The sequence below is a fragment of the Flavobacterium sp. 11 genome, assembly GCF_002754315.1.
GTDB classification, from domain to species: Bacteria; Bacteroidota; Bacteroidia; order Flavobacteriales; family Flavobacteriaceae; genus Flavobacterium; species Flavobacterium algoritolerans.
On the sequence record NZ_PEFE01000001.1, the window covers coordinates 1647027 to 1658739 of the forward strand.

At 35.1% G+C, this 11713-nt stretch carries 12 protein-coding genes; 2 read left to right on the forward strand and 10 right to left on the reverse strand.

Annotated features, from left to right (window positions below; translation table 11 throughout):
- Window positions 1-10: 10 nt before the first annotated feature.
- Together der and CLV00_RS07220 are read left to right on the forward strand one after the other, a co-directional pair.
- The gene (der, locus tag CLV00_RS07215) at window positions 11-1321 is read left to right on the forward strand and encodes a ribosome biogenesis GTPase Der (protein WP_099714481.1); all 1311 of its coding nucleotides are present in this window, start codon (window positions 11-13) and stop codon (window positions 1319-1321) included.
- A gap of 79 nt (window positions 1322-1400) precedes the next feature.
- Window positions 1401-2192, forward strand: a complete 792-nt coding sequence (locus CLV00_RS07220) for an SDR family oxidoreductase (protein ID WP_099714482.1) — start codon at window positions 1401-1403, stop codon at window positions 2190-2192.
- 99 nt (window positions 2193-2291) lie between these two features.
- Here the strand turns inward: CLV00_RS07220 and CLV00_RS07225 are convergent, their stop codons facing one another.
- From CLV00_RS07225 to CLV00_RS07270, 10 genes are all read right to left on the reverse strand, one after another.
- Window positions 2292-2528: a hypothetical protein gene (locus CLV00_RS07225; protein WP_099714483.1), complete on the reverse strand. Its 237-nt coding sequence runs from the start codon at window positions 2526-2528 to the stop codon at window positions 2292-2294.
- Between the two features lie 126 nt (window positions 2529-2654).
- Window positions 2655-3395 carry a DUF2490 domain-containing protein gene (locus CLV00_RS07230; protein WP_099714484.1) on the reverse strand — a complete coding sequence of 247 codons (741 nt, stop codon included), beginning with the start codon at window positions 3393-3395 and terminating at the stop codon, window positions 2655-2657.
- Window positions 3396-3518: 123 nt separating this feature from the next.
- The gene (locus tag CLV00_RS07235) at window positions 3519-4703 is read right to left on the reverse strand and encodes a chromate transporter (protein WP_099714485.1); all 1185 of its coding nucleotides are present in this window, start codon (window positions 4701-4703) and stop codon (window positions 3519-3521) included.
- A gap of 196 nt (window positions 4704-4899) precedes the next feature.
- On the reverse strand, window positions 4900-7443 hold the full coding sequence (locus tag CLV00_RS07240; RefSeq protein ID WP_099714486.1) for a TonB-dependent receptor: 2544 nt from the start codon (window positions 7441-7443) through the stop codon (window positions 4900-4902).
- Between the two features lie 245 nt (window positions 7444-7688).
- Window positions 7689-8102 (reverse strand): Rrf2 family transcriptional regulator, encoded by a 414-nt coding sequence (locus tag CLV00_RS07245; RefSeq protein WP_099714487.1) that lies wholly within the window; start codon window positions 8100-8102, stop codon window positions 7689-7691.
- Between the two features lie 69 nt (window positions 8103-8171).
- On the reverse strand, window positions 8172-8987 hold the full coding sequence (locus CLV00_RS07250; RefSeq protein ID WP_099714488.1) for a YgcG family protein: 816 nt from the start codon (window positions 8985-8987) through the stop codon (window positions 8172-8174).
- The gene (locus tag CLV00_RS07255) at window positions 8987-9424 is read right to left on the reverse strand and encodes a TPM domain-containing protein (RefSeq protein WP_099714489.1); all 438 of its coding nucleotides are present in this window, start codon (window positions 9422-9424) and stop codon (window positions 8987-8989) included. Before CLV00_RS07255 ends, CLV00_RS07250 begins: the two co-directional genes overlap by 1 nt.
- Window positions 9425-9507: 83 nt before the next feature.
- Window positions 9508-10095: a LemA family protein gene (locus tag CLV00_RS07260; protein ID WP_099714490.1), complete on the reverse strand. Its 588-nt coding sequence runs from the start codon at window positions 10093-10095 to the stop codon at window positions 9508-9510.
- A 67-nt stretch (window positions 10096-10162) separates the two neighbouring features.
- Window positions 10163-10495 (reverse strand): MerR family transcriptional regulator, encoded by a 333-nt coding sequence (locus tag CLV00_RS07265; RefSeq protein WP_099714491.1) that lies wholly within the window; start codon window positions 10493-10495, stop codon window positions 10163-10165.
- 74 nt (window positions 10496-10569) lie between these two features.
- The gene (locus CLV00_RS07270) at window positions 10570-11547 is read right to left on the reverse strand and encodes a M23 family metallopeptidase (RefSeq protein ID WP_099714492.1); all 978 of its coding nucleotides are present in this window, start codon (window positions 11545-11547) and stop codon (window positions 10570-10572) included.
- Window positions 11548-11713: the final 166 nt, after the last annotated feature.

Below are 11713 nucleotides of genomic sequence, written 5' to 3' on the forward strand. Positions count from 1 at the left end.
AATTTATATTATGAATAACATTGTTGCGATAGTAGGAAGACCTAATGTAGGGAAATCAACCCTTTTTAATAGGCTGATACAAAGAAGAGAAGCTATTGTAGATTCAGTATCTGGGGTGACCCGAGATAGAAACTATGGTAAAAGCGAGTGGAACGGAAAAGAGTTTTCTGTAATTGATACAGGTGGTTACGTACGTGGGTCGGATGACGTTTTTGAAGGCGAAATTCGTAAACAAGTAGAACTTGCTATTGATGAAGCGGATGTTATCATTTTTGTAGTTGATGTTGAGGAAGGCATTACTCCAATGGATGATGCTGTTGCGAGATTGTTGCGTAAAGTAACGAAACCGGTTTTACTTGCTGTAAATAAGGTGGATAATGCGATGCGTGAGAAAGATGCGGTAGAGTTTTACAACCTTGGTTTAGGAGAATATTACACGTTTGCCAGTATTTCAGGAAGTGGAACAGGAGATTTATTGGATGCATTGATTGATGCTTTTCCAGTAAAACCAGAACCAACCCAAGAAGAAGTTGCATTGCCTCGTTTTGCAGTTGTAGGTCGTCCTAACGCTGGAAAATCAAGTTTTATCAATGCCTTAATTGGTAAAGACCGATATATTGTTACTGATATTGCGGGAACAACCCGTGATTCTATCGATACAAAATTTGACCGTTTTGGTTTCGAATTCAACTTAGTGGATACTGCGGGAATCCGTCGTAAAGCAAAAGTAAAGGAAGATTTAGAGTTTTACTCGGTAATGCGTTCGGTTCGTGCGATTGAGCATGCTGACATTTGTATTTTGATTATTGACGCCACTCGTGGTTTTGAAGGTCAGGATCAAAGTATTTTTTGGTTAGCGGAGAAAAACCGTAAAGGTGTTGTCATCTTAGTGAACAAATGGGATTTAGTCGAGAAAGAAACGATGTCGACTCGTGATTATGAAGCTAAAATCAGAGAAGAATTAATGCCATTTACGGATGTGCCTATTCTTTTTGTTTCGGCTTTGACAAAACAACGTTTGTTGAAAGCATTGGAAGCGACCGTGAAAGTTTTCGAAAACAGACAGCAACGTATTGCTACTTCAAAATTCAACGAATTTATGTTGAAAGTGATTGAAGCATACCCACCACCAGCGACAAAAGGGAAATATGTAAAAATTAAATATTGCATGCAGTTGCCAACACCAACACCACAATTTGTGTTTTTTGCCAATATGCCACAATATGTAAAAGAACCTTACAAACGTTATCTGGAAAATAAAATTAGAGAAAACTGGGACTTTTCGGGGGTGCCAATCGATATTTATATCAGAGAGAAATAGTTTTTATTTCTAAATTAAAATAGAAAGTTTATTGAGTTTGTAAAAGCTCGATAAACTTTTTTTATTTTTATGAAAAAATATGAATGCAATAAATGGCAAAGTAGTTTGGATTACAGGCGCTTCAAGCGGAATAGGAGAGGCTTTAGCGTATGAATTAGCTGGTAAAAATTGCAAATTAATTCTTTCGGCTAGAAATAGTGATGCTTTAGAAACGGTAAAATCTAAATGTTCAAACACAGAAGTCGCCATTTTACCTTTTGATTTGGTTGATTTTGACAACGCCAAAAATCATGCAGAAAAAGCCATTGCCGTCTTTGGAAAAGTGGATGTGCTTATCAATAATGGCGGTGTTAGCCAGCGCTCGCTGATTGTAGAAACCGATTTTGAAGTAGATAAAAAACTAATCGAAACAGATTATCTCGGGACGATTGCCTTAACAAAAGCATTATTACCTCATTTTATCAAGAATAAGAAAGGCCATTTTGTAACCATTACCAGTTTGATGGGGAAATTTGGTTCGCCATATCGTTCCGGATATTGTGGTGCAAAACATGCTTTACATGGTTTTTTTGATGTTTTGAGAATGGAACATCAAAAAGATAATATCAGTGTGACACTAGTCTGCCCTGGATTTATTCAAACTAATGTAGCTAAAAATGCCTTGACTGCAGACGGATCAAAACAAAATATAGATGATGAAGCAACTCAAAACGGAATGCCAACAAGTGTTTTTGCCAAAAAATTTGTGAAAGCAGTTGAGTCAGATAAATTTGAAGTTTATATTGGTGGCAAAGAAACGCTGGGGGTTAATATGAAACGATTTTTCCCAAAGTGGTTGCATTATTTTGTTTTAAAAAGCAAAGTAAGATAAATTTTAATATTGTCTAATGAAAATTTAAATCAGAAATTGATAAGAATAAAAAATCCCTAGCAATCGGGATTTTTGTTATTTAATAAAATTATAATATTCCTAATTTTCATCTTCTTCCAAAGTTTCCATTGGATGATCACCGTACCAATCTTTAAATGTTTTTGTGGTTTTATAATCATCATGTAGTACGGTATAAACCATAAACAAGATTAATGGTATGCCAACACAATATAAGGTCATTATTACCGGCAAAGCTACGTTAGTTTGACATAAACCGGCAAATACAAAAACATAAATGGTAGTAAACCAAACGAGTTTAATTGCAAAATTTTTCATGGCTATATCTTTTTATTAAAGTTACGCCGAAAATTCAAAATATTTAGTTAATCTATTGATAATCAATGTTTAAAATTAAAATAAATCATTAATTATACATGGTAGCGAAAGGTCATAAATACTATTCTAAACCTTTTTTTTGAGTTTTATTTTATGAAAAATACTGAATCGGATAATATCTCTATTGAAATAATTAATTCCATTGGTTCGGCGTTGAAAACTGTTTAGATAACCCAACTCTAATGCAATGTTTTTGTTTATGCCATATTGTAGCGCAGCATAAATCCTATTTTGATCAAAAGTGTTTTTAATAATAGTTTTTCCCGCATTGAACATTATTTCATCTGAAAGAATAGTTTTTAAAAATTGATTCTCTTTTTTCCAAAAAATGTAATCGGCTTGAAGTCTGTATCTGAATCTCCATGTAAATGTAGAGCCGGGTAACAATGATTCTTTATTGGCATTATGAATGAATCGTTCTTCTGCTTGAAATCGTTGCAGCAATGTTACTTTATTAACGTTTAGCTTCCAAGTAAGATCTTGTTGTCCTCTGTATTCCGGTATTTTAAAATCATAGGAAACTTCAGGTTCTTGTGTAGCAACAGAGAAATGGGCAAAGCCAATTCCTGCTTCTAAATGTTCGTTGATTTTATAGCGGCCTTGAATTCGTATGACATATAAATTCTCTTTTACTGGTTTTAAAAAGACTCTATTGTCAAACTCGGTATGCAAAGACCATTTTTCATTTAATACCAATTGATTGTTGTATCGTGTCCAAAGAATGCTTTGATGATCTATATCCTTCTCCGTTTGCGCTTGACAGAGAACTGTTACAAATAAAAAGAAAATGATTCTAATGGTTTTCACGGAGTTTTATTTCAATTTTGGCAAATTTACAAAAACTCTATTAATTCTATGGGTTGTGTTTTTTTTTAAAAGGACTTCAATTAAATATTTTAATTTGTCAAAATTTACATCGTTTATTTAGAACTATGTGTCTATTAGTTTCAGTAAAACACCTAAGAGTGCAGCAATACCAATAATATGTGGTTCTTGTATTTTTTTAGTGTAAATGAGAGTTAATATTGCTCCTATAGCAATCAGTATTGTGGGAAAATCTATAATTGAACGAGAGGCAATGACAATTACCGCTCCTACTAAAGCTCCTATCACCGCAGCGGTAATTCCATCTACAAAGGCTCTGATGCTTTGGTTTTTGGCAATTTTTTTGAAATAAGGAGCAGGAATCACAGTAAAAAGATAACAAGGCAGGAAAGTCGCTAACGCAGCAACAACAGCTCCTTTATAGCCGGCAACCAAAAAGCCAATAAAACCAACTGTAATGACAACTGGTCCAGGAGTGATCATAGCTACGGCTACCGCATCAACAAATTGATTCTCCGTTAACCATCCATATTCATTGACAACTCCACTATGTAAAAATGGAACAATTGCCAGCCCGCTTCCAAAAACAAATGCTCCGGCTTTTGTAAAGAACCAGGCCAAATCACCTAATTTTCCAAGTTCTATAGTAGAGAATCCAGCAGAACCTATTAAAAAATAAGAAGTTGTTTTAGGTCGTTTGATCCATTCCGGCGGAGCTTTGACAACCATGTATAAAAAACCTAAAGCGATGAATAAGAGCACCTCTTCTTTTTGAGTTACAGCCGTTAGTATAGCAGAACTGATATAAAAAAACCAAAGTAACCAGTTTTTTTTAATCCCTGAAATTTCAAATTTACTAATCGATTTGATGGTAAGTTTGTAGGAACTCATTACGATGATTCCAATTACGGCAGCACTTACTCCGTAAAATATGGCTTGCATCCAAGGTAGACTTCCATAGGCTTGATAAGCTATTCCTATCAATATAACCATGATGAAGGAGGGAAGAACAAATGCAAATCCTGAAACAGTTGCGCCCAAAATGCCATAGTGAACATATCCAATATAAATGCCTAATTGAGCAGCCAAGGGACCGGGAGCTAATTGAGAAAGAGCCAGTCCTTCTTTAAAATCAGATTCGCTAATCCATTTTCGGGTTTCAACTAAATCATTTTGCATATAACTGACCAAAGCGACTGGACCTCCAAAACCAGTTGTCCCCAGTTTAAGAAAATATTTTATTAAATCCAGTAAAGTATAATTTGGAGTTGTTATTTCTGGCTGAGACATATATTTTAATTAAATGGTTCAGGATGTTAAATGCGATTCTAAATTGGAATTATAGAGTCATGGAAGTTGGTCTCTAATTTCCAAATCGGAAGTTAGTTTTAAATCTATTTAAACTTTAGTTTGAATTAAAAACACCGCAGTCGTTATAAAACGAATTGCGGTATTTTTGTATTTATAATTTAAAAGTTTGGAACTATTATAATGAATATTTCAATGTAACTCCATACGTTCTTTGATCGCCTAATACACCTGCATATTGTCCTGAATTTCCACCGGCAGGCAATAGTTGTTCGTAATAATCTTTATTTAAAAGGTTACGTCCCCAGAATTGTACAGACAAACCATCTGTTGCACGGAAACCTAAACGAGCATTAAATAGGGCATAACCCTGAACTACTAAATATTTTGAAGCAGAAGGACTTGAAGAGAATTCAGAACGTGCATAAGAATCGATTCCAAGGAATATTTTTCCTGCATTTCCAAAGAATTTTGCTTTATCTGAAAGCTCTCCTCCTAAAGATCCTGCCCATTTCGAAGCACCCGGTAAAGCAGTTCCGGAAACATCTTTAAAAGATACTGCCGCTCCAGTTTCTTCTAACGGAAGGGGTGCATTTGTAAATTTAACATATTTACCGTCTGTATATGTTGCTGCTCCATTGATGGTTAAATGTTTGCTGATTACAAAACTCGCATCCAGTTCTACCCCTTTTACCTGTACTTTATCTGCATTGGCAAGATAGCCACGGTTTACACCTAATTCTGCTGCCTGTACATTTGTTTGAAAATCTTTGATATCGGTATTAAAGAAGGTTAAATTGAATATTGAGTTTTTAAACGGTGATGTTTTTACTCCAATTTCATAATGATTTACTTCTTCTGGTTTAATTACGGCAAGTTCAAGAATTGGCTGTCCGGCAAGAGTAGGTAATCCAGCTACGTTTACTCCAACAGGTTTGTAGCTTTTCGCAAAAGTTGCATACGCATTAATCTTGTCAGTAGCTTTAAAAGAAACGGTTATGTTTCCAGAAAAGTCAGTGTTGTCAGTGTTAGATGAAAATGATTGATCTGTATAAACTAATTTTTTCAAAGCAATTAACGCTGGATCACTCGTTTGAAGCCCTCCGTATGTTGTACGATTATAATCAGCATCTTTTTTGTCAAAATTATGGCGCAAACCTGGTAAAACGTGTAGACGTTCTGTTATAGCCCAGTCCAATTGACCAAATACTGCTGCACTGGAAGCTCTAATGCGGGCATCGGTTTTGATACCGTAACCTTCAAATAGATTTGGTGTTTTCCATAAATTACTGGTGGTGCTTTGTGCAAATCTCCATTGAGCATTACCGGATTCTTCTGTACCATCTGTTTGTGATGTCTGGTCAATAAAAAAGACACCTACAACACCACTTAATTTAGAGGTAAGCTGACCTGCATAACGTACTTCTTGTGTTATTTGTGTTTGTCTGGTTGGGTTTTGCGATTTTGCTAACACTTGTAATCCTGTAAAATCCCTATCGTTTGATGGATCCCAATTCCAAAAACGCCAAGCGGTAGTTGCCGTAAGTGTTCCGTTTCCAATTTTTGTATCAACATTAAGAGATATACCTCCCATATCTTGTCCGGAACGCCATGGCGTATCGTGGTCAATTTTACGATCAAACGCATTAAAACTCGGAAGTTGGTAATTCAAATCAGCAATAATAGCATCAAATTGACGATAAGGCGCTCTTTGTGTAGGCGCTACACCAGCAACTACCTGAGCATATCCATCTGGACGTTGCGTAGTAATATCTGCAGCTAATATAATATTGGTTCTCTCAGAAGGTGTATAAAGTAATTGTCCTCTTATTCCTTGATTATTGAGGGAATTTGTAGGTCTTCCTGTTGCGACATTATCAATTAGACCATCACGTTGCGTACCGGAAAAAGAGATACGACCTGCAATTTTTTTACCTAATGCTCCTGTAACAGATGCTTTGGCTTGTAGGAATGCATAATTTCCATAGCTCACTTCAAAGTCAGCACCTGAAGTAAAACTCGGTTTACGAGTAGTAATGTTAAAGGCTCCTGAAGTTGTGTTTTTACCAAATAATGATCCTTGCGGACCACGCAATACCTCAATTTGTTCGATATCGATAAAATCTAGAGTGGTTGCCGCTGGACGGGCATAATAAACACCATCAACATAGAAACCAACACCAGGATCAATTCCATCATTTGTAAGTCCAAAAGGAGAGCCTAGACTTCGAATATTAATACCTGTATTTCTTGGGTTTGAAGAATATAATTGAACTGATGGAACAAGTTCTTTTATGCGATTAACGTTAAAAGCTCCAGTTTGTTCTGCCTGTTTTCCTGTTATTACTGATATTGCGATTGGCACATCTTGTACTTTTTCTATTCGGCGTCTTGAGGAAACTACCACCTCTACCAAAGCATTTTCTTCAATAAGCGTTATTTGCAATGAAGGTATTGCTAAAGAAGTAATTTCTATTTCTGCAGTTTTGTATCCTACATATTGAACTAAAAGAGTTAAAGGGAGTTTTCCTTTTGTGTCTATTATAAATTTCCCGCTAGAATCAGAAATTGTGTTAGAAGTTGTTCCTTTTATAACAATATTTGTTGCTTCTAACGGAATGTTTTGGTTTGTTGTAACTACACCTTCAATGTTTTGTGCAAATGATATTGAGAAAGTTAGAACGGATAATAGAGTAAGTATATTTTTTATAGAATTTTTCATTTATATTAAGTATATGTAATTAGTAGAATTTAATTTAAATTTTTTTAAACTAACACATACACATCATTTGACAGCTCTTTTTTTCAATTACAATTAGTTGATTTTTTCCGGGTTGCTTATTCAATAAAGCAAACTTACTTTGGTACGTTTTCATACGTTTAAATTTGGATTGTTAATTATGTATTAAATCTGGGGCAAATATATAATTAATTCTATAAAATTAGTAGAGTTTAAAAAATATTTTTTTATTTTTTTACTAATGAAGCAATAGTGATGCCTTCCATTGCCTTTAAAGTTTCTTCTCTAATGGTAATCAATCCGTGTCGTAATAGGCATTCCGATTCATCGACACAATCAGAACAGCGTTCGTAAAAATTTAATGATGCACAAGGAAGTAAAGCAATTGCACCATCAAAAAGCCTATGAATATCGGCTAAAGTAATGTCGTTTTTAGATTTTAGGAGATAATAACCGCCAAATTTACCTTGTTTACTTCCTACGAAATGGCCACGTTTTAAATCCAATAAAATCTGTTCCAAAAACTTTTTTGGAATAGAGGCCGCCTCGGCAATTTCGATAGTTCGAGAAACATGGGTTTCTTCTTGTTGCGCTAAATATAAGAGGGCTTTTAGCGCGTATTTGGCTTTATGTGAAAGCATTTTACTGTAATTGATTTATGTTTTTTTGAATTTCAGATGTAATTATTTTTTAAAGATACGGACTCAATACTACCAATCTCCGCCAGATCCACCGCCAGAGAAACCTCCGCCACCAAATCCTCCGCCGAAACCGCCTCCGCCAAATCCACCACCAGATGAACCTCCACCGAAACCACCTCCGCCACTGTTTCTTCCAAGACTGCTTAGAATAATGACATCCAATAAACTTGGGCCAATACCGCCGCCTCTGTTACCGGAATTTCCGCCACCGCCTTTGTTTCGGGATATCAATACCAGTATAATGATGACAATAACGATTAAGGGTAAAATGGGGAATCCTTTATCTTTGGTTGTCTTTTTTATTCGCTCTCCTTTGTATTTTCCTTTGAAAACATCAAATAAAGCATCCGTTCCTTTATCGAGTCCTTTGTAATAACTTCCTGCTTTAAATTCAGGAATAATAATGTTTCGTGTAATTTCTCCACCAATACCGGCAGTCAATCGATCTTCAAGGCCATATCCTGGTGAAATCCATATTTTTCTTTCGGCTTTTGCCAATAAAATAAGTACACCATTATCGTTTTTTGCAGTCCCACCAATTCCCCAAGCATGTCCCCATTTTGGAGTAAGGATACCAATATCTTCTCCTTTAAGGCTTTCTATGGTAATCACCACAATTTGAGTAGTAGTAGAATCTGAATATTTAATTAGTTTTTCTTCTAATTGTGCTTTTTCTGTTGCGCTTAGAACATTAGCATAATCATAAACAGAAGTTTGTAAAGTTGGTTTTTCAGGAATGGTAAATTGCGCAAAACCAATTTGTGTTAATAGCAAACATACAAACAGCTTCAGGGAAATTAGGGTACTCTTTTTTTGTAATAGCATTATCCTCTAGATATTTCGTTTGATAATTCATTTGTATCGCCTTCTTGCCAAGGGAAATATTTTTGCAATTGTTCGCCTGCTCTGGCAATTCCATCAACAAGACCTTGCTTGAAATCTCCTTTTTTGAACTCTGCTACCATAATGTCTCGGGTACAATTCCAAAAATCATCTTGTACGACATCATTAATACCTTTATCACCACAAATTACAAAATGCCTGTCTTCTACCGCTAAGTAAATCAAAACACCATTTTGGAGCTCAGTTTCATCCATTTTCAGTTCATGAAAAACTTCCAAGGCGCGATCATACGCATCCAAGGAAGTAGTTTTTTCTATGTGAACTCTAATCTCGCCAGAAGTATTTTTTTCAGCCATACGAATAGCTTCAACAATTTCTTGTTCTTCTTCTTTGGTTAAAAAATCTTCTACTTTTGACATTGAAATATTTTAAAGGTTGTTTCTTGAATTTAAATTTGATTTATTTAGACTTCTAAAAAGCTAGAAGTCTAAATAATCTAACTTTAGAATTTTACTTCAACTGGTTTATCAGCACCTTCAACTGCATTAAAGTATGCTTTCTCTTTGAATCCAAACAATCCAGCAAATAAGCTGTTTGGGAACGTTTTAATATGAGAGTTATATGGTTTAACAGCTTCGTTGAAACGCGTTCTCGCTGTTAGAATTTGATTTTCAGTACTAGCCAATTCGTCTTGTAATTTCAAGAAATTTTGGTTGGCTTTCAATTCAGGATATGCTTCAACAGTTACTAATAATCGAGACAATGAACTGCTCACACCGCTTTGTGCTTTGTTGAATTCAGCTAATTGTTCCGGAGTAATATTTGCTGGATCAATTTTTACAGAAGTAGCTTTAGAACGTGCTTCGATAACTGCTGTCAACGTGCTTTTTTCAAAGTCAGCGGCACCTTTTACTGTATTTACTAAATTTCCAATAAGGTCATTTCTTCTTTGATACGCCGTTTGAACATCACCCCAAGATTGTTCTACATTTTGGTTTAAAGTTACTGCAGTATTGTTAATTCCTTTAACCCAGCTGTAAATTACAAAAATTACAACTGCTCCGATAATCCAAGGCAAAAATCTTTTCATGTTTATTTAATTTAAGTTTATTGTTTAATTGTTTAAAAATTTCAATCGATAAGTAGTCTTATAATGACTACAATTCGTTTTTTATATTTGTTAATTGTGTGCGTATCGTTTCTAATTTTCGAATAATATCAAATTTATCCAACGTTTTTTTCTGTCCTTCTTTCAAATGGGTTTTGGCACCTTCCAGCGTAAAACCTCTTTCTTTAACCAAATGATAGATCAGTTGTAAATTAGTGATATCCTCCGGAGTAAACATTCGATTGCCTTTCGCATTCTTTTTTGGTTTCAGAATATCAAATTCATTGTCCCAAAAACGAATCAGCGATGCATTCACGTCAAATGCTTTGGCTACTTCGCCAATGCTGTAATATCTTTTATCTTTAGAAAGCTCAATATGCATGTTTCTTTTATTTGACTTTTAATTCTGCAACCTGTAGACTTTTTTCTCCTACACCTGATTACTTTTCAGGAGCATTAATCTAATGATTGATTCTCTTGATTTGCTAATTGTGCAATCACAACATATTCTACAGCCGAAATATTTCCGTAATAAAAATTAAGCGGATTCACCACTTTTTTATCCTTGTGAACCTCATAATGCAAGTGCGGTCCTTCGGATCTTCCCGTGCTTCCTACATAACCTATAATGTCGCCTCGTTTTACACGTTGTCCTGCTCTCGCTTTATATTTGCTCAGATGCGCGTATAAAGTTTCGTATCCAAATCCATGCCGAATAACAATATGATTTCCATATCCTGAGGCAGTATTGTCCGCTTTTGCTACAACTCCGTCGCCTGTGGCATAAATTGGAGAGCCTGTTTTAGCTGTAAAATCCATGCCTTCATGCATCTTCCTTGCTTTTGTAAAAGGATCCGTTCGGTATCCAAAACCAGATGCCATTTGCTTTAAATTTTCATTTCGTACTGGCTGAATGGCAGGAATAGCTGACAAAAAATCACTTTTGGCTTCTGCCAATTTCAAAATCGCATCCAATGATTTCGACTGAATCGCTAATTCCTTGCTAAGGACATCAATTCTTTTTGTGGTATTGATTACCAACTGGGAATTGTCATAACCTTCTAGTGTTTTATACCTGCTTATTCCCGGTAATCCCGCTTTTCGAATAGAATCCGGAATCGCTGATTTGTTGAAATACACACGATATAAATTATTATCTCGATTTTCAATAGCTTCAATAACGCCATTTACCTGATCCATTTTTTTGTTCAGCAGCGCATAATTCAATCTCAAATTTTCAATTTCACGCGCTTGCAAACGGTCTTTCGGCGTTTCAAAATAAGGAGTGTTCAATAAAACAATGAAACTCAAAAAACCAAACAATGCCGATGCCAATAAAAACAGAATAATAACACCAAGTTTTCTTCTTTTTCGTGTTTTTATTTTTCTATAGGCTAGATTTTCGGAATCGTAATAATATTTTACTTTCGACATATTTTAAAATACCCTATTTTTGCACACTGTAAAAGGTTAGACGAACAAATTTAATAAATGTTTCATTTGTTACACCCTTTTTTCAATAATAAATAAAATAATGTGCCTATTCCAGCTATTCGTTACAAGTTCTCGTTTATAAATCTTTTTTTCTAATGAGCCAGCA

What these genes read in the sequence shown, in the direction of transcription:
- CLV00_RS07255 (WP_099714489.1), bottom strand. Translation starts at nt 9,424, where the DNA reads ATGTCAAAAGTAGAAGATTTTTTAACCAAAGAAGAAGAACAAGAAATT.
- CLV00_RS07265 (WP_099714491.1), bottom strand. Translation starts at nt 10,495, where the DNA reads ATGCATATTGAGCTTTCTAAAGATAAAAGATATTACAGCATTGGCGAA.
- CLV00_RS07250 (WP_099714488.1), bottom strand. Translation starts at nt 8,987, where the DNA reads ATGCTATTACAAAAAAAGAGTACCCTAATTTCCCTGAAGCTGTTTGTA.
- CLV00_RS07260 (WP_099714490.1), bottom strand. Translation starts at nt 10,095, where the DNA reads ATGAAAAGATTTTTGCCTTGGATTATCGGAGCAGTTGTAATTTTTGTA.
- CLV00_RS07225 (WP_099714483.1), bottom strand. Translation starts at nt 2,528, where the DNA reads ATGAAAAATTTTGCAATTAAACTCGTTTGGTTTACTACCATTTATGTT.
- CLV00_RS07240 (WP_099714486.1), bottom strand. Translation starts at nt 7,443, where the DNA reads ATGAAAAATTCTATAAAAAATATACTTACTCTATTATCCGTTCTAACT.
- CLV00_RS07270 (WP_099714492.1), bottom strand. Translation starts at nt 11,547, where the DNA reads ATGTCGAAAGTAAAATATTATTACGATTCCGAAAATCTAGCCTATAGA.
- CLV00_RS07235 (WP_099714485.1), bottom strand. Translation starts at nt 4,703, where the DNA reads ATGTCTCAGCCAGAAATAACAACTCCAAATTATACTTTACTGGATTTA.
- CLV00_RS07245 (WP_099714487.1), bottom strand. Translation starts at nt 8,102, where the DNA reads ATGCTTTCACATAAAGCCAAATACGCGCTAAAAGCCCTCTTATATTTA.
- CLV00_RS07220 (WP_099714482.1), top strand. Translation starts at nt 1,401, where the DNA reads ATGAATGCAATAAATGGCAAAGTAGTTTGGATTACAGGCGCTTCAAGC.
- der (WP_099714481.1), top strand. Translation starts at nt 11, where the DNA reads ATGAATAACATTGTTGCGATAGTAGGAAGACCTAATGTAGGGAAATCA.